Origin of the sequence: Metamycoplasma equirhinis, assembly GCF_006385185.1 — a bacterium.
In the GTDB taxonomy this organism is placed as follows: domain Bacteria; phylum Bacillota_I; class Bacilli_A; order Mycoplasmatales; family Metamycoplasmataceae; genus Metamycoplasma; species Metamycoplasma equirhinis.
In genome coordinates this window covers 54037-73380 of sequence record NZ_VFIX01000001.1, presented here as the reverse complement: position 1 = coordinate 73380, position 19344 = coordinate 54037, and the positions used below count along the sequence as shown (strand labels likewise).

Annotated in this window: 17 protein-coding genes; 6 read left to right on the top strand and 11 right to left on the bottom strand. The window is 28.4% G+C overall.

Annotated elements, in window-relative coordinates; translation table 4 throughout:
- Positions 1-94: 94 nt before the first annotated feature.
- The 6 genes from nusA to FJM08_RS00285 are packed head-to-tail and all read left to right on the top strand — an operon-like array spanning position 95 to position 6341.
- Positions 95-1696 (top strand): transcription termination factor NusA, encoded by a 1602-nt coding sequence (gene nusA, locus FJM08_RS00310; protein ID WP_140031229.1) that lies wholly within the window; start codon positions 95-97, stop codon positions 1694-1696.
- Positions 1683-1979, top strand: a complete 297-nt coding sequence (locus tag FJM08_RS00305; protein WP_140031228.1) for a YlxR family protein — start codon at positions 1683-1685, stop codon at positions 1977-1979. Before nusA ends, FJM08_RS00305 begins: the two co-directional genes overlap by 14 nt.
- Positions 1946-3748 carry a translation initiation factor IF-2 gene (gene infB, locus FJM08_RS07100; RefSeq protein ID WP_140031227.1) on the top strand — a complete coding sequence of 601 codons (1803 nt, stop codon included), beginning with the start codon at positions 1946-1948 and terminating at the stop codon, positions 3746-3748. Before FJM08_RS00305 ends, infB begins: the two co-directional genes overlap by 34 nt.
- 1 nt (position 3749) lies before the next feature.
- Positions 3750-4079, top strand: coding sequence for a 30S ribosome-binding factor RbfA (gene rbfA / locus FJM08_RS00295; protein ID WP_140031226.1), 330 nt, complete (start codon positions 3750-3752; stop codon positions 4077-4079).
- A 7-nt stretch (positions 4080-4086) separates the two neighbouring features.
- A complete protein-coding gene (gene mnmG, locus FJM08_RS00290) occupies positions 4087-5910 on the top strand; it encodes a tRNA uridine-5-carboxymethylaminomethyl(34) synthesis enzyme MnmG (RefSeq protein ID WP_140031225.1) in 1824 nt (607 codons plus the stop codon).
- Positions 5910-6341 (top strand): 23S rRNA (pseudouridine(1915)-N(3))-methyltransferase RlmH, encoded by a 432-nt coding sequence (locus tag FJM08_RS00285; protein WP_140031224.1) that lies wholly within the window; start codon positions 5910-5912, stop codon positions 6339-6341. Before mnmG ends, FJM08_RS00285 begins: the two co-directional genes overlap by 1 nt.
- An 89-nt stretch (positions 6342-6430) precedes the next feature.
- Here FJM08_RS00285 and FJM08_RS07095 read toward each other — a convergent pair whose 3' ends face one another.
- The 11 genes from FJM08_RS07095 to FJM08_RS00230 form a co-directional block, all read right to left on the bottom strand.
- On the bottom strand, positions 6431-7171 hold the full coding sequence (locus FJM08_RS07095; protein WP_140031223.1) for a variable surface lipoprotein: 741 nt from the start codon (positions 7169-7171) through the stop codon (positions 6431-6433).
- Between the two features lie 120 nt (positions 7172-7291).
- Positions 7292-8170, bottom strand: coding sequence for a translation elongation factor Ts (gene tsf / locus FJM08_RS00275; RefSeq protein WP_140031222.1), 879 nt, complete (start codon positions 8168-8170; stop codon positions 7292-7294).
- Positions 8171-8191: 21 nt separating this feature from the next.
- Positions 8192-9076, bottom strand: a complete 885-nt coding sequence (rpsB, locus tag FJM08_RS07090; RefSeq protein ID WP_140031283.1) for a 30S ribosomal protein S2 — start codon at positions 9074-9076, stop codon at positions 8192-8194.
- 231 nt (positions 9077-9307) lie between these two features.
- Positions 9308-10270, bottom strand: coding sequence for an aromatic motif membrane protein (locus tag FJM08_RS07085; RefSeq protein WP_140031221.1), 963 nt, complete (start codon positions 10268-10270; stop codon positions 9308-9310).
- Entirely contained in the window at positions 10270-11091 is an 822-nt protein-coding gene (locus tag FJM08_RS07080) for an aromatic motif membrane protein (protein WP_140031220.1), read from the bottom strand. Before FJM08_RS07080 ends, FJM08_RS07085 begins: the two co-directional genes overlap by 1 nt.
- Positions 11081-12229, bottom strand: a complete 1149-nt coding sequence (locus FJM08_RS07075; RefSeq protein ID WP_140031219.1) for an aromatic motif membrane protein — start codon at positions 12227-12229, stop codon at positions 11081-11083. Before FJM08_RS07075 ends, FJM08_RS07080 begins: the two co-directional genes overlap by 11 nt.
- On the bottom strand, positions 12204-12911 hold the full coding sequence (locus FJM08_RS00250; RefSeq protein ID WP_140031218.1) for an ABC transporter ATP-binding protein: 708 nt from the start codon (positions 12909-12911) through the stop codon (positions 12204-12206). The genes FJM08_RS07075 and FJM08_RS00250 overlap by 26 nt, the downstream gene beginning before the upstream one ends.
- Positions 12911-14779 (bottom strand): ABC transporter permease, encoded by a 1869-nt coding sequence (locus tag FJM08_RS07070; protein WP_140031217.1) that lies wholly within the window; start codon positions 14777-14779, stop codon positions 12911-12913. The genes FJM08_RS00250 and FJM08_RS07070 overlap by 1 nt, the downstream gene beginning before the upstream one ends.
- Before the next feature lie 201 nt (positions 14780-14980).
- Entirely contained in the window at positions 14981-16657 is a 1677-nt protein-coding gene (locus FJM08_RS07065) for a S41 family peptidase (protein ID WP_140031216.1), read from the bottom strand.
- 79 nt (positions 16658-16736) lie between these two features.
- Entirely contained in the window at positions 16737-18527 is a 1791-nt protein-coding gene (dnaK, locus tag FJM08_RS00235; RefSeq protein WP_140031215.1) for a molecular chaperone DnaK, read from the bottom strand.
- A 238-nt stretch (positions 18528-18765) separates the two neighbouring features.
- A complete protein-coding gene (locus tag FJM08_RS00230; protein WP_140031214.1) occupies positions 18766-19206 on the bottom strand; it encodes a hypothetical protein in 441 nt (146 codons plus the stop codon).
- Between the last annotated feature and the right edge of the window lie 138 nt (positions 19207-19344).

The window sequence follows — 19344 nt, the reverse complement described above, 5'->3', positions numbered from 1 at the left end:
TATTTTTACATCACATGATTAAAAAGGGTTGGCTTATGGCCAGCCCTTTTGCAATAAAAATAGTAATATTTCCTCTCAACAAATAAGGAGAAACATGAACAAACCAAACAATGTACCAAATCAAAGATCAAAAGAATTTCTTAGAGAAATTTATAATCTTGCCAATATTAAAGGAATTGATGAATCATTTGTTTTTGAATTAATTAAAAACGCGATAACAAAAGTTATTGTTGAAGAATATGATAACGATGCTGAATTAGAATTTATTTTGGACCGTGATAATGAAATTTTTAAGGTTTTTAATCACAATAAAGTTGTAGTTAAAGATCCTGAAAACGACAAAGAAAAAGATGATTTAAAACGTTGCATTGAAATTCCTTTGAAAATTGCTAAACAAATTAATGCAAAATCAAAAATTGATGACACCATGTCAGAAGAAATTAATTTTGAAGAATTTGGGAAAAGAGATTATATTCGTATACTAAGTCACTTTTCACAATCATTGCGCGAAAAAGAAAGATCTAACATTTTCAATAAATATAGCTCTCGCATCGGCCAAATTCTTAGTGCTAGAATTAATTCTAAAGACCGCTCTGGAATGCATTTAGAACTTTTAGAAGATGCAACACCTGCGTTTATGCCTTCGTCAAACTCTAATCCACGCATTGTGGCTAGATTAGAACCAGGTGCGATTATTGATGTTTATATTGAAGAGGTTAAAGAAACCGGAAACACACAAGTTGTTGTATCTTCAGCTGAAGCTAAATTATTAGAAAAATTATTCGAAAGAGAAATTCCAGAAATTGCTGCAGGCTATGTGGAAATAGTTAAGATAGCAAGAATAGTTGGTGAAAGAGCAAAGGTTGCAATTAGAAAAACAGAAAAAGCGCCTGAAGGAATAAAAGAATTGGGTGCAATTTTCGGTAATAATTCTACAAGAATAGAAGCAATATCAGCACAATTGCATGGCGAAAAAATAGATGCTATTTTATATTCAGATGACACAAAAGAATATATTATCAACGCAATTAGTCCAGCAAAAGTAATTGATGTTATTGAGGTTTCAGAAAGCAATTTTCCTACATATAAAGTTATCGTGCCAACAATTCACCACACATTAGCAATCGGGAAAAAAGGACAAAACGTTAGCCTGGCATCAGATTTAGTTAAAGCAAAATTGGATATTATTAGTCAAAAAGAAGCTATTGAAAATAATATTGATTTCAATATAAATAACGGCAATATAACACTTGAAGAAATTCAACAACTAGAACAAGGTAAGAGACTTGAATCAAATTTCAAAAGAAAACCAGCAGTGTCACGTCAAAATTTTGAAAATACTACTTTTAATATTAGCGATTTTGATGATGAACTTGCAGAAATGAAACAGAAAGCGCAACAAAATGATGATATTTTTGAAAAACAAATGTTTTCAGAATCACTTGACGATCAATTAGAAGAAACATTAAACAAAATTGAAGAAGAATTTGCAAATACATCAATTTTTGAAAAGGCAAGCGAAGATATTGATCCTTACTCTGACTCTATCGAAGATATGTTAAAAAAAGAAGAAGTCAAAAAGCAAGATTATGAAAAAATTACAGCTACTAAAATGAAAGACTTCAAAAAAGATGATGATTTAAGCGCTGGTTTAGAAAATATTGATTTAAGTGATTTAGACGATGAAAATTGATAGAAGAATTTATCTACGAAAATCAATTGTTGATTCACAATTATATGAAATAAATAATTTACTACGTTTTGTTAAAAATAAAGACGGTGTAATAAGTTTTGATTCTACTAAAACAAAACCAGGTCGGGGTGCTTATTGTTTAAATAGTCAAGATCAAATTGAAATATTATTTAAAAAAAGACTTCTTAATCGTGCATTTAAGCAAAATATTAGTATAGAAATTTATAATTCAATGAAAGCGGAGGTAGAAAAATGAATAAAGGAAATAAACGAACATCAAATGTAGCCTCATTAAAAGGCCATTTGAATACTGTTGAAACTAAATTAGAAGATGGTATTTTCACATTTAGCGGGCCACTCACTATTTCAGAATTTGCAACAAAGATAAAAAAAAGCCCTGCTGAAATTTTGACTCATTACTTTAAACAAGGTATTATGAAAACTATTAATACAACATTAAATGAGGAAGAAATTGCAGAACTATGTTTGAAATATAACTACGATTTCAAAAAAGAAGAAACAGTGGATGCCCAAAACATTTTAGAAAAATTCGAAATTGTTGTTGATGATCCAAATGATTTAGTTACTAGAGCTCCAATTGTTACAATCATGGGACACGTTGATCATGGTAAAACAACTCTAATTGATCAAATTAGAAAAAGTAACATTTTAGGAAGCGAATTTGGAGGTATTACTCAGCATACTGGAGCATATCAAGTAACACATAAAAGCAGAAAAATTACATTTTTAGATACTCCTGGCCATGAGGCATTTACTGAAATGCGTTCACGTGGCGCTAAAATAACTGATATTGTTGTTATTGTTGTTGCCGCAGATGATGGGGTTAAACCACAAACTATTGAAGCAATAGATCACGCAAAAGCTGCTAATGTTCCAATTATTATATTTGTTAACAAAATGGATAAGCCAGAAGTTGACGTTGAAAGAATAAAAAGTCAATTAAGTGAACATGACATTGTTTGCGAAGAATGAGGCGGAGATATTCAATTTATTTACGGGTCAGCATTTAAAAATGAAAATATTGATAAACTCCTAGAATCTATCTTTTTACAAGCTGATTTATTAGATTTAAAAGCTAATTTAAATCGCGATCCGATTGGAACAATTATTGAATCTAAAATCGATAAAGGACGCGGTGTTGTTTCGACTGTTATAGTTCAAAATGGTACATTATTGCCGCGTGACTTTATCGTAGCCGGCGGTCAATACGGAAATATCCGTAGCTTAGCAACCATTGAAGGCAAACCACTTGCCAAGGCTTTGCCGGGGACCCCATGTGTGATAACTGGTTTAAATAAAAATCCTCAATCAGGAGATAAATTTATTGTTATAAGTGATGAAAAATTTGCTAAAAAGTTAGCTGAAGAAAAAGCATATCTTGACAAACAAAAAGAATTAAATGAAAAAAATGCGTTTTCATTTAAAGATGGAATAAAAACCGTAAATATAATTATAAAAACAGATGTTCAAGGAACAGCAGAAGCCATAAAACAAACATTGCAAAAAATTAAAAATGATGAAATTGCAATTAATGTTATCAGAGCTACTGCTGGAGAGGTTACTAAGGCTGATATTTTGTTAGCAGAGACATCCAATGCAAGAATTTATATTTTTAATAATAACGTTAATGCCGAAATAAAAAAATTAGCTGAATCAAAAGGCATTAAATTAACTAAACATAATATTATTTACAAAATTGTTGAAGAGTTACAAGCTTTAATCACAACTTTAAAAGAGCCAGTGTATGAAGAGAAATTAATTGGCACGGCTCAAGTTATACAATTATTCTTTTATTCAAAGGTAGGAACAATTGCTGGATGTATGGTAACTTCTGGCGTTGTAAAAGAGTTTTCAAAAGTAGAAGTAATAAGAAAAAACAAAGTTATTTTTAGCGGACAAATTAATTCGCTAAAAAGAGAAAAAAATGATGTAAAAAGTGTAGAAAAAGGTTTTGATTTCGGGACCCACATTAAAGATTTTGATAAAATAGAAGTAGATGACGAATTAAAATTTTATGAGGATGTATTAGTATAATATGAACACAATTAATCACCAAAGAAAAACCCAACTATTATTAGAATTAATCGGTAATAGTTTTTATGAACTTAAGGATTTTGATGTAACTAATATTGCGTTGAATGATGTGATATTGACTACTGACGGATCACATGCAAAGGTTTATGTAACCTTGTTTAAGGATCAAAATCGTTATTTAGAAAAATTGGAAACAATGACACCATTTATTAGATCAGTGGTTTCAAAAAGTTGAAGATACAAGAAATTACCAGAACTTGAATTTTTAATTGATCAAGTTGAACCACACGCAAAAAGAATTGAAAAAATTCTTGAAAATATCAAAAAATAGGTAAATTATGAAATCCAATTATGATGCCATAGTCATCGGTGGCGGTCATGCAGGAATCGAAGCAACTTATGCATTAGCAAATCGTAACTTTAATGTTGCACTTATTACTTTAAACATTAAACGCCTAGGTATGTTGCCATGTAACCCATCAATCGGCGGATCAGCAAAAGGAATAATTACACGTGAAATTGATGCTCTTGGCGGAGTCCAAGGGCTTTTTGCTGATCGTGCAATGATACAAATTAAAATGTTAAACACATCAAAGGGGCCAGCGGTGTGATCGTTGCGTGCTCAAATCGATAAAGACAAATATTCGCAAATAATTCTTGAGGATATTCAAAATCAAAAAAATATAACATTGATTGAAGATGAGGTTAGTGATTTAATTGTTGATAGCCAAAACTGCCTAGGTGTAAAAACTTTAGCTCATGGTGATATTTTTTCAAAAGTTACTATTATGACGACAGGTGTATATATGAACTCGCGAATTTTGCGAGGTAAAGATATTAAACACAACGGCCCTGACGGCGAAAAAACAAGTTCAACTCTTTCGAAAAATTTAGCCAAGTACGGATTTGAAATAATTCGGTTAAAAACAGGAACTCCTTGTCGAATTTATACTGACAGCATTGATTTTTCTAAAGTTGAAAAAGAAATATTAGATAAAAATGAACTTTGTTTTTCGACTAAAAGTAATATTAAATTAGACGAACAAACTTGTTGTTATTTAACACATACAACAGCTAGAACAAAAGATATTATTTTAAAAAATATTAATCGCAGTTCACTATATTCCGGAATTATAAAAGGAATAGGCCCAAGATATTGTCCTAGTGTTGAAGATAAAATTGTTAGATTTCCAGAAAAGGAAACCCATCATATTTTTTTTGAACCGGAAACCTCGCGTTGTGACATTATGTATATAAATGGGCTTTCAACATCTATGCCAGAAGATGTTCAAGATCAAATGATTGCTTCCGTGCCTGGGCTTGAAAACGCGAAGGTTCAAAAGTATGGTTACGCAATTGAATATGATGCAATTAACCCGCTTAATTTATATAAATCATTAGAGTCTAAAATTTTAAATAATTTTTTCTCGGCAGGGCAACCTAACGGAACAAGCGGATATGAAGAAGCAGCAGCTCAAGGAATTGTTGCCGGCATAAATGCTGCAAACAAATTAGATAATATGCCAAATATGGAAATTAAGCGCAATGACGCTTATATTGGAGTATTAGTTGATGATATTGTCACAAAAGGGACAAATGAACCATATCGAATGTTAACAAGTAGAGCTGAATATCGTTTGCTACTAAGAAATGACAATGTTGACCAACGTTTAGCTAAATATGCATTTGATAATAAAATGATTGGTGCCGATGCATATAGCAAAATAATTAAAAAGTACGATTTTATTCAAGAAACTATTGAAAAATTAAAAAATCAGTATGTTTCTTCTAAAAGTAAAATTGGTCAAAAATATAATGTTGATAACGGAATTTCATATTTGAAGTTATTAGCTAATCCTGAAGTTAATCCAAAAGATATACTCGGAGAAGATTATCCATATATTGATGAGTTGACTATTCAAGTAAGACTTTTTGGTTATTTGAAAAAGCAAGAATCAGCTGCAGAAAAAATGTTGCGTTTAGAACTTTTAAAATTACCCGAAGATATAGATTATTATAAAGTTGATAATTTAGCGACTGAAGCTAGACAAAAACTTTCGCAAATTAGGCCCACAACAATAGGCCAAGCATCAAGAATTAGTGGCATTAATCCAGCAGATATTCAAATGTTAATGTTTTATTTAAACAATCGAAGGAAATAATGAAAATAAATATTATAGCTGTCGGTTCACTTACTAAGGAATATAAAACACTTTATGATTCTTATATAAAAAAGATTACCTTTTTTGCAAAAATAAATTTAATTGAAATTAAAGAAATTGTTAACGAAAATATTGGTATCAAGGTTTCAAAGGAAACAAAATTAATTATTGAAAAAATTCCTAAAAATTCTACTGTTTATTATTTATCATTACGTGGTCAAAAAATCGATAGTAAAGAATTTTCCTCATTATTAGTTGAAGACAATATTACTTTTATTATTGGCGGAAGCAATGGGGTTGATGAACAGTTTTTTCAAAACAAAATTTCCTTTTCAGATTTGACATTTCCACATCAACTTTTTCGTGTTATGCTAACCGAACAAATTTATCGTGGCTTTGCCATTTTAAATAATATTAAATATCATAAATAAACTATTGTATTAATAATTAGCCCTTATTAGGGCTTTTTTAAATTAAAAACCCAAGCATATTGGCTTAGGTTTTATGATATTATAGGTTGTTATTTAATTTCGATTCAGTCGCTAGTAAATTCTTTTGCGCTAATTTTGTGTCCGTTCGGATCAAATTTTGCAACTTTAAAAGTTAATTGAATTTTAGTTTTACTTTCATCAAGTTTGTAGTCAACAAATGAACTTAGAGCAGTTTGTCCTTTTTTGTTTTGATATGTAGGATTTTTCGCATTAACGATTTGATATTTAGCCCTACCAGGGAATTCAGTTAATTTAAAAATAACTTTGTCTCAGCTTTTTTCACCTTTTGGTTTTCAAACAATATGACCGCTTTTGTATGAATATGTTAATCCGCTTCCATTAGCTTTTTTTAATTCTTCAACATCTGCAGAATTAGTGGCTTCGAATTTAATATTTTTTAGATAGTTTTTAGCTCATTCTTCAAATATTTGATCTTGAGTTAATTCTACTTTTTTGAAATCATTTATAACATAAATAACTTTATAAACTTTCTTTTTTGAGTTTTCAATTGTTAAAGTTACAACTGCTTTGTTTTCCAATTTAATTTTTTCAATATCTATTTTAGTTACTTTGTGATCTTTAGGAACAGTGTATTTAATATCTTTTTCTGTAAAGTTTTCTAATTCAATTGCTTTGCTATTTGCTTCAATTTTAGTCTGGTTTTCAACTTGTTCTTGAGTTAATTCTTTTTGACATGAAGCTGCCACAAATGCAATAGGTGTAATAGCTGTTGCAATTAAAGAAGCACTCAATAAAATTTTCTTTTTCATATCTCTCCTATAAATTTTTACTTATTAAATTATATTACTGATAAATGAACATTATATTAAAAGCATTTAAAACTAGGTAAAAATTAAAAAATCTCGCCGTTTTGGCAAGAAATTATAAAATTACATTTTCATTTGTTCGGCGACTTCTGTTGCAAAATCTACTGTTTTCTTTTCAATTCCCTCACCGACTTCAAAACGTTTTGCACACAACAATTTTAATTTGCTATCTTCTAAAAACTTAGAAACTATCTTAGAATCATCCATAACAAAAGGTTGATACATTAAAACGCCTTTGTCGACAAATTCTTTTCTTAACATGCCGGCTTTCATAGATTGTTGGATTTTTTCTGGTTTACCGTTTAATTTTGGATCCGCATCAATTTTTTCGTGAATTCCTTTTAACTCAACTTCGCAAATATCTTTTTCAAAAATATACGCAGGATTTAACGCTGCAATATGCATTGTCAAATGTCTTAAGCTTTCTTGGTCTTGTCCTTTAGCGATGGCGATAACTGCAACTCTATTGTTAGCGTGAGTATATCCAGCTACAACTTCATCTGCTTGAGCTTCATATTTGATAGCTCTTCTAAATGTTATTTTTTCACCAATTTTAGCGGTTAATGAATTGCAATTTTCTTCAATTGTCATTCCATCAATGATTATTGATTTTAGATCTTCTTCAGTTTCAAACTTTGTTTCAATTAATTTTTGAGCAATTTTGTTTGATAAATCAATAAACAATTGATTTTTTGCAACGAAATCTGTTTCTGAGTTTAATTCAAATAAGATTGCTGAATTGCCTTCAATATGGGTTCTTACAATACCTTCAGCAGCTATTCTACCAGATTTTTTAGCAGCCTTTACGATGCCTTTTTCTTGCAATCATTGAATTGCTTCTTCAATATTGTTATTTGTTTCTTCTAAAGCATTTTTGCAATCTAGAAAACCTGAGTTTGTTCTTTCTCTTAATTCTTTTAATTTAGTTAAATCTACTGACATACTTGCTCTCCTTATTTTGCATTATTCTTTATCTTCTGAAGTTGATTCTTTTTGTTCTTTACGAACATAAGTTCTTTTAGGTGCTGAAGTATTAGCAGCGTTTTCTTGTTTAGGATCTTCTGGCAAAATGATTTGTTCATTTGTTTTGAAGGCAAACAATTGTTCGTTACCTTTAGCTGCTGCAATGGCATCTGCCAAAATTGTAGTAATTAAAGTGATTGATTTTACTGAGTCATCATTTGCTGGAATTACAAAATCAACTAAGTCTGGATTTGAGTTTGTATCTTGAATTGCAAAAATTTTTAATCCTTTTTTCTTAGCTTCTCTAATTGCAATTTCATCATCAACTGGCGATGCACAAATCATAACTTGTGGTGTGTAATTTTTGTTTGCTAATTTTCTAATACCACCAAGGTTTTTTTGCAATTTATCAATCTTTTTATTCATTAAAAGACCTTCTTTTTTAGTGTAACCTTTATAGTTATTTTTTTGAAGTTCTTCCAATCTTTCTAATTCTTTAACACTTCTAAAAATTGTTTGTGAGTTAGTTAATGTTCCACCTAATCAACGTTCTGAAACATATACAGAGTTTGTTCTTTCTGCAGCCGCTTCAATTGCTCTTTTGGCTTGCTTTTTAGTTCCTACTCAAATAAATGAAATAGGTTTTTGGGCCATTTTATTTAATAACTTGTAAGCATATTCAAGTGTTTTTTGAGTTTTGGCAATATCAATAATATGAATACCCATTCTTTTTCCTCAAATATATTGTTTCATTTTTGGGTTTCATTGACTTACTCTGTGGCCAAAATATGTTCCTGCTTCTAGCAATTTTTCACGAGAAACAATTACGGGTTCATTTGGTTGAGGTGTTTGTTGAATTTTTTGTTCTTTAATTTCTTCTGACATAATTTTCCTTATATTTATAAATTTGTTAAACTTCCCATTATTTCTAACAATTGCATTAATTTTTACATTAACACGAGCAATTGAATTCATAATAGTGTTTGATTAATTAAGATTATTTTAAATATGTACGATAAAAAGTACAATGTAATTGTACCATAACGGTATAAAATTTTATAGTTTTTTTGTCGCTAAAAAATAAAAACACAAATCGTTAAAAATTTGTGTTTGCAGTTATTGGTTTTGCATGCAGTAGAGCGAAAATGAAAGACGTTTTCCACCGTGACGTTCTTCAAAAACATTACGCTTGATTGATGTGTTTTCAAGATCCTGAAAATCACTAAATACACTAGAGTATCTACGAATGTCGAAATCACGCAAAATGTTTTTTGATTTTCTTATTTTTGTAAAAGTATACATTATTGGCAAAATGTCTTTATGCAAAATTTTTCCTTCAACTCTTTTACCGTTTATTTCAAGCATTTCTTTTTTGATTTCAAAATGCAAAATGAAACCTTCAGCAGTAAGATAATCAAAAGTATAAGTGATGGTATTATCATTTTTGTCATCAATAATGGTTTGATGCGAATAATCAATTAAAATATTTGATTTTGGATTATAAAAGGCACCAATATCTTTGCTTATTTTAACAATATTTTCTAAATTTTGGTCTGACAAATCCGCCTTATTTGGTGTAAAAGCAAATCTAAAGTAAGTTATATTATATAAGAATCAAAGTCAATCTTCTGTTAGCATTTTTCCAAATTCGGTTTCAAAATATTTGGAATCATTACGCTTAAAATAAGGCTTTTTTTCCTCTGTTAATCACAATAAATTATCTTGTTGACTTAGCGAATTAGTTATCCCGTTAATAAAAAATAATTTATTTCTAATTAAATTGTGCTTATTTGAAAAAATTAGTTTGTATTGGTTCTCTATATATTCAGTCATAGCTTTTTTAGAATCTTTTTCATGTCTAAACAAAATTTCCAATGTTTTTTTAATTGGTTGACTATTAACAAATAAATTAAAATCCTTTCTAATTTCTGTTTCTTTTTCGATTTTTTCGGTAAATTGAGCAACAATTTTTTGATGATTATTTTGTTTTCTAACGATAAAGGGAGTAGCGACTGAAAATGCAAATGCAATAGCAGTAGTAGCACTTAATCCCAAAACTAATTTTTTTTGCTTTGTCATTAGTTATCTCCTTTAGGTATTAATAGCATTGAAGCGGGATGACCGTATTTTTTTACTAATTTCCCTTCAAAACCGTTTACAAATTCATGTTCGCTATGATGCAATCAACACGAATGATATATTGTGTCAATAGTTCCCAATGAAATATTTTCTTTTGTATTTTGAAAATATCAAACAAATGGGTTAAAAACGATTTCATTTTTATTTAAGTCAATGTAAAATTCGAAAACAATATTTTTATGACCAACATAATAATTACTCTTTTTATATGTATGTTGACTTCATTCGGCAACACGGCTCGAGTCAATAGTGTTACCTTCTATTTTTGTTTCACTATATTTTTCTAACTTAGAAACCTTATTTGAATATTGTGCGATTATTTTGTTAAATTCGTCTTTACCTTCCTTTGGGTTTGGCGAAATTCATTTATCGAAAATTAAGTTAAATTTATCCATGTTCTCAAAAAATAATAGTCAATTTTTCGAAAGCCATTCCTGAAGCATGATAACTTTTTTATCTTCATGTTTTTTCATTTCTCTTGCTAGTGAATTAATTGAATGATTAATTTGTTCTTTTGTTTTAGGTAGCGAATTAATGTATTGTTCCATTTTAAGCAAATTGCTATCATATAAAGAATTTAATATTGTCTGAATAAATTGTTTTTTTGTTTCAATATCTTTATCAACATTATCAATAATGTCACCTTTTTTGTCAATTAGATTTTGCAAATTAGCATTTGTATTAGCACACGAAATTGAAACAGGAGGAAGTAAGGGTAATATTAATGACGGTAAAATAATAATTTTTTTATTAGCCTTCATCAATGAACCTCCATGTAAATTTAAAAATGCTTCATTTATTTTCCTCAGCTAAATAAATTTTATTAATAGTGTTTGTTAAAGCGTCTAGATATTCTGATGAAAAAGGTCTCAAAAAGTCAATATCTTTCAAACCGTTTCATGCATTTTTTTCGTTTTCTAACAAACGTCTTTTATATTCTTCTTCCGACATTTTTTCGTCTGGGTCATCTTGTCCTAAAATTTGTGATTCTTCATATTCATCTTTTAATTGTCTATCAAGATAAGCTTTATTGTATTTAGCTTTAGCGGTACGTTTTTCTCAAATACTTAATTCAAGCGACTTAATGTATTCATTTTTAGATTGAAAAATTTTACTTCAATCAATGTAAAGCAAATCATATGATAAAACAACCGATCTTAAATTATCTTCGCTAGTCATTTCATATAATTTAGTCACAATATTTTCTGTTAAAAATAAATATTTAACAGTAATTTTTTTATATTTATCAACTTGAATATTTTTTTTATCTAAAGGGATTTCAAATGCGAAGTTTAAGTTATTATTTTTGATTTTATTGTTTTGCAATTTAATTGTTGAATCGGAAAATAATTTAGTAATGTAATTGAATAATTTCGCATCATCAATCGGTGATGTTTTATATTTATGAATATTTTCCTCAACCAAAAATTCATCATAAGAAGGTCTAGCGTATTTCGAACCGTAAGGGTTAAACGTGTATGACATTTTATGAATATTTTTCAACATCCAAAGTCAATCATTTTGCAATGTTTTGATTAAAATTTTTTGCGATTTTTCAGATATTGGCAAATATTCTGTAGGATAAGATTTTATGTCATTTAGAAAGGGAGTAAATCATGTAAGTGCAACACTTAATTCACCAAATTTTTTAGGTGTCATTGTTGTTTGATAATCAACGTATGCATTTAATTCAGATTGGTTTTGTTTATAAAAACTCAATGTTGAAGCAATATTTTTATTTTCCAAAAAATGGTCATATTCTTTTAATTTGAAGTCTTTTTTGTTATCTTTGTAGCGATGAATTCTTTGACAAGTTGCCGAAAGAAGAGGCGTAATAATCAAAGGCGAAAGCGAGGAAACAGCAATAATTTTTTTAGTTGTTTTTAATAACTTTATCATAAAAGATATTCTCCAAATTAGAGTATTTTTTACCGTTATATAAAATTTCACCATTATGTATTAAAGTTAATGAATCGGTATAACGATCAATTTCAGTTAAAATATGTGATGAAATAAAAATGGTTACTCCCTCTTTTTTTAATTCATTTAATAAAGTAAATAATTCAAAGCGAGCTGTGGGATCTAAGTTTGCTGATGGTTCATCTAGAATTAATAATTTAGGTTTATGGATCAAAGCTTGAATTAATAATACTTTTTTCTTTTGTCCCGAACTAAACGAATAAGGGCATTTATTTTTAAGGTCATAAATACCAAATTTTTTTAGCATTTCATCAATTCGGTTTTGTGCAATTTTGGAATCAATATTGGATAAAAGTGCTAAATATTTTAAGTAAGCATTAGTGGTTAATTCTTTGGGAAAATTAGCAACTTCGGGTACATAACCGATTATTGATTTGCTTGATTCTTCTTTGCTACTAATTCCATCAATTAAAATTTCGCCTGTGTATTTAGTGTATAAGCCAATAATAGTCTTTATTGTTGTAGTCTTACCAGCACCGTTTTCGCCAATAAATGAATGAAAGTCGCCAGTTGGGACTTCAAACGAAATTTCTTTAATTCCTTTGTCGCTTTTTGGATATATTTTAGTTAAATTATTAATTTTAAGAATTGCTAAATTCATTATTTATAATCCTTTCTATAATATATAAAACCGTTAAGAAAAGCAAATAAAGTTGCGATTGAAATTCAAATTAAAATGTATAAATTTTTATTATTAACTTTTTTATTTCTTTCAATAGTCATAACTTCATTTGTGGTGGCAAAAAGACCTGTTGTTATATTATCTTCTGTGTCATATTCAATTGTGTATCTAGTAACAATTTTTTCAGGATCTTGTGGTGTTTTTTTAATTGCTACTTGTCTTGGCGTAACGGATTTAACGCCACCAATTATGAAATCTTTTCCATCAATTGAAATATTGTAAGATGAAGGTGTATATTTTTTTGCTTCATTATCATTTATTAATAAAGCATTTAAAATAAATGAATTTTGATATTTAAAGTAAGCATAATATATTAATGCAGTTGTTAAATAAATTTTTCTTTCGATATCGCTTTTAATAATTCTATTAACAACTGCATATTGATCAAAAATAGTAGTTGAAGGATCAATAATTTTATTCAAAATATTTTCCTTATTATTCAAAGCAAATTGTAGTGAGTCCACGATGTCAATTTTAGCAGCAACAAGATTTGCATGTGTTTCAATCCTTCCGACAAACTTCTTTTCAAAGTTTCCAAAGAAATCTTCAGCAAATTTATTAAATTCTTGGTGATTTAAAAGTTCAAAAATGTATTTTCATTTTAATTCACCTTCAAATGTTTCGGGCCTTGCTAATTCAAGTTCATCTTCAGGGAATCTCGCATCTATAGAATCAATATTTTTGCGAATATAAATCAGACCAGTATTATCTTGATTATTAAAGTGAGAATTTAATTTTAAAATATTAGGAAAAATATATTGATATTGCCCATTAACATTTTTATAAATTAAATCATTTGATTTATTTGTTAATTTATATGAATAACTTAGTTCATCATTATTTTTGTAGTATAGGTATTTGTCCATATTTGTTTTACGTTCATTTGAAGCTAATTCAAATATATTTTCACTTTTAGTATTAAATATGTCTAACATTTGGTAAGGAAAAGCTATTCACGAATATGTTTGTCATTCTAGTGCAGAATTTTTCGAAGCGTTAAAAGCCTTTTCTAAATATTCTTTTTGTCAATTTTCGATTTTTTTGCCTTGCCCATTAGGTATTAAATAAAGCGAGTCATTTTTCTTCTTATTCAAAAAGAATTTTTCAAAATCGGCTTCGGTTTTTGAATGATGATATTTATATTCTTTATTTAAATAATGTGCAACATTATTCATCGTTGATGTCGAATTTGACTGAATAAATGTTCCGCCGATAGCGATTGGCGCAAACATTAACAAGGCGAGCGCAACTGACATATCTTTATTTAATTTAATTGATATCATTGAAACGATATTGCCAAAAATAACATAAACTGAAAACATTGCTAAAAATGTATATATAAACATTAAATATCATGGCAATAAATCTAATTTGATCAATAAAAACATATTAGAAATTGCTAGAACTAAGGTTCAAAAACTACCAACTATCAACGAGACAAAAATTTTTGATAAAATAATTTTTTTTCTCGAAATAGGTTTAGAAAATAAAATTATTTCAACCCCCTCTTTTTCTAAATCGTGATAAAGATTCAAATGCTTTAGACTTGAATAAACGACAGTAAGCATTAATTCAATAAATGCAATTGCATATGTAATTATTGGTAAAAATCTGCCTTCAATTTTTATAAATGCAAACGAAATTGCCGCAATTAAATTTAATAAGAAAAATACAATTGGGATAATGTATGTATTTTTTTTAGCAAACAAAATTTGTGATAAAAATTTAACATTAGCAAAAAAGTTGTTATTTTTTTTAGCTTCTATGTCGCTAATTGTTTTAGTCATAATTTAACCTTCCTGAATCAAAATAATATAAATTTATTAACTAGTTGTTAATTTTATTTTGTATTTTTTAATTAAATAATAGCATAATTGACATTGAATTTACAAAAAAAATATAAAATCGCTTAAATTTTTATTGCTTAATTAAAATAGCAAAAAATAAATCGCAATTAGTTTTTTTGGTTGCTATTGCGAAATATTTTCTTATTTTCCTTTTATTGCATTAATTAATTTATCGTCATCGTAAAAGTCATCATAATTTAATATCTTGTCGACTTTTACTCCTGATTCAATTTCATTTAAGTCTAAATTGATAGAACAATTATTTGAACTTATTTCAACTGTTGTTCCATCAGCTAAAACTATCGGCAAAACAGAGCACATTCCGCCACCAGTTTTTTGTCCAATTATTTTTCCTAATTTTAAATCATTAAAAATACTTGTAAATAAATTAGCTGCACTAAATGTATTGATGCCAACTAATAAATTTCAGTTGTACTGTGTATACGCATCACGATCATATCTTCTATCACCGTCTGTATCAATTTTGTAATTTTCTCTAACAATTTGATTGGTTAATAGTTCATGGCCAATTAATGGAATTTGCCTATCAGTTATAAAACCTAGTACACGTAGCATTGCACCAATATTTCCACCGCCATTCAAAGATAAATCAATCACAATATTTTTAATATTTTTTTGTTTTATTTCTTTCATTGCTATTTTGAAAAATTGATATGAATCGTTGTTAGCGGTTTCCTGTTTATTTGGTGCAGTTTTAAATTGATTGAATGTTATTATGGCAGTATCGCCCTTGTATCTTATTCCTTCATTTTGATATGACTTTGCTTTTCTTTGTTGTTCTAGTTTTTGATAAGTTTCTATATAACGTTCCCTAAATAAACCCATATTATTTTTGTAAGCATCCATTTTTACAATTGTATCATTAGCTTTATTAAAAAATGAAGGCATTGAAACTCTAGTGTGCAATTCATCTAAATTGCGATGAAAAAACTCAGCATAATTACGATTAAAGAAATATTGATTATCACTTAGTAAATCTTTTTTTCTTGAATCATTTATTCACTTTGAAAAGTTTCGATATTTATTTTTTACTCTTAAACCATAAAAATTATCCATTATAAAATTAATATGTTTGTATGTCATTTCACGAATATCTTTAGGCGCCTTAGTATCATTTCATTTTGATTTTCTTATAGTTTCTAAATTATTCATTCCATCAATTAAAGCGTAATCTGTGGCTATCAAGGCTTCGCCATTATAGTATAAATTGAAATAATTTTGGCTAAAGAATAAAGTATTAAATACTACTAGCGGCATCAAAATTTTTCCGTCTTTTTTGTAAATATCGATACCGTATTCATTAAAATTAATTGTCGTTTTTTTTAAGCTTCTATTTTCCAAACTTGACGAAACAACCTTTAAGTGGCGCGAATAATTTGTGATGTTATTTGGTTTAACAAAATTATAAAAGTAATAATCACGAAAAGATAGCGTATTCTTATTTGTATCAATATAAAACGGTGTTGAATAAAAATTATCCGAAAGCGGTAAAAATTTTATTTCTGAAGAAAACAAGTTTTTTGAGATTGAAAAATTTGAAGTATCAAAAAAGCCACCGAATTTATAAAAAGTATCAACAACACTAACATAAGGCACATTTCCATTGTTTATAAAATATAAGTCAACAAAATTTTCATCAATATTGTAAACATTAGATAAATTAAAAAGCAAAGTTTTTTTCCTGTCTACTTTTATATTCTTATCTTCCTTTATTTTTAAATCACATGATGTTACAACAGCGGGCAAAATAGTTGCTGCAACACCACCTAAAATTCATAATTTCCTGTTTAAATGCATATTTTCCTTTTATTAATTATATTAAATAAAAAAGCGTCTTACATAAGAAGGCGCCATTTATCGTTATTGAGATATATAGTTAATTAGTTTGTGAAGAGTCATCTTTTTTATTAAGATCTTCAGGATTTACTCCTTGTTTTTTAAGTATTTCCATAGCTTGCGCCATTTTTTGTTCGAATTCATTTATTTTGGTTTCTAAAGTATCAAAATCTTTCTTTTCTAAAAGTGATTTTAATTCATCAACTTGTTTTTTAAGTTCTTCTTTTTGCACATCTTGCATTTTTTCGGCTTCTTTTGATTCTAACGCTTTATTTAAATCATTAATTAATTGTTCAGCTCTAACAGTTACTTCAATTTCGTGACGTTTCTTTTTGTCGGCTTCACGATTGGTTTCAGCTTCTTTTACCATTTTTTCAACTTCATCTTTTGATAGTGATGATGTATTTTGAATTGTAATGGTTTGTTCTTTGTTTGTTTTTTTATCCTTTGCAGTAACTTTTGTAATTCCATTAACGTCAATAGAAAAACTTACTTCTATTTGCGGAACACCACGAGGAGCAGGATCTATACCCTCTAAATTAAATTGACCAAGAATTTTATTATCTCTTGCAAATTCACGTTCACCTTGAGTAACAGCAATTGTTACTGCTTCTTGATTATCTGTTGCAGTTGAGAATACTTGACTTTTTGTTACAGGAATGGTTGTATTTCTAGGTATTAATGGAGCAACTAAATCACCTTCAACTACAATCCCTAATGTTAATGGTGTAACATCTAAAAGTAAAACATCTTGAATTTCTCCTGCTAAGATAGCTCCTTGAATTGCAGCACCAACACTTACTACTTCATCAGGGTTAATTGAACTATTCAATTTTTTGCCTGTAATATCACTTACTAATTTTTGAACAGCTGGCATTCTAGTTGAACCACCAACCATTAAAACTTCATTAATTTCTGATCAAGATAACTTAGCTTCTGCTAGTGCGTCCATTAACGGTTTTTTGGTTCTTTCTAATAGTTCGGATGTCATAGATTCAAATTCTGATCTTTTTAGTTCAAGTTCAACGTTAACTGGTCCATTTGCGTTCATTGCTAAAAATGGTAGTGAAATGTTAGCAACTAATGATTGAGAAAGCGTAATTTTTGCTCTTTCAGCTTCCTCTTTTAATCTAGCCATTGCCATTTTGTCATTTTTAGGATTAAAATCATATTTTTTAGTAATTTCTTGTGACATTCATTCAACAATTTTATTGTCTCAGTCATCACCACCAAGCACATTATCTCCTGATGTAGAAAGCACTTCAAATGTACCGTTTTCCATTTCTAATATTGAAACGTCAAATGTACCTCCACCTAAGTCAAATACTAAAATTTTATTGTTTTTTTCCTTGTCTTTATCAAGACCAAATGCTAATGCAGCAGCAGTAGGTTCATTAATGATTCTAACAACATCAAGACCAGCAACTGAACCTGCGTTTTTTGTTGCTTCACGTTGTGCATTATCAAAATATGCTGGCACAGTAATAACAGCTTTTTTAATTGGTTGCCCAATTTTCTTTTCAGCATATTCTTTCATATATGAAAGAATTAATGCACTAATTTCTTCTGGTTTGTAATTTTTATTGTTTGCATGAACAGTTTTTGAAGTTCCCATTAATCTTTTTATTGATGCAATTGCATCCGGGTTAGTTTCAAGTTGTCTTTTAGCGGCCTCGCCTACTATTGTTTCACCATTTTTAAATGCTACAACAGACGCAGTGGTTCTTTTACCATTAGGATTTTCTAAAACCTTAGAATTTCCGTTTTCAATAATTGAAACTACAGAGTTTGTTGTTCCAAGGTCAATGCCTAAAATTATTTCTTTTGCCATAATAATCTCCTTAAAAATAAATATATTTTGTTAAATATTTTTTTATAAATCTATTTCTGAATATCTACAAGTTATATTTTAGCACTCTTTTTATTAAAGTGCTAAAAAAATATGATTTATTTCGCCGGAAGAAAACCTTTTACTATTGTATATTAAAATAACATTATTTTGTTGGGAAGCTTATTTCGCGTATTTTGACTTAAAAAATATTAAAAAAAGTAGCATAAAGCTACCTTGATTAAATTTCCGCAGTTGGTTTTGAATCGTTATTGTCTAAATTAGAATTAGTATTATTGTTTTGTGAAACTACTATATTTTTCTTATCTTCTCTTAATCACAATATCGATGCAACTAAAGATATTATGGTACTAATAAACATGCCCAATAAAAATAGGACAAATAAATTGGTTTTTCCTTCTTTAAAAGTTTTAATAGCTGCTATTATGTTGCATACGAATGCACCAATTGATGTAACTAATAATGCTAGTCCAAAAAATATAATTGGCGCAATAAGTCCTGTATATTGTTTTACGATATACAATAATCTATCATGAAAATTGCCACTAATTAATAAATGCACAGTTGCTGCATATACCCCAATAAATGCTATAACGTATATTACTCTAAAAATTAAAAGTGATAAATTAAATCTAAACGTTGTTTTTTTAATATTTTGCATTTTTCTCCTTGCTAAATTGATTAATATAACTAATAAAATTATAACTTTTAAGAATTTAAATTTTGAAAAGTTTTTAGCCCATTAAAAAATTAATTAAATTTTGGGTTCAAAATCATAATAATCCTTATTATTGGTTTA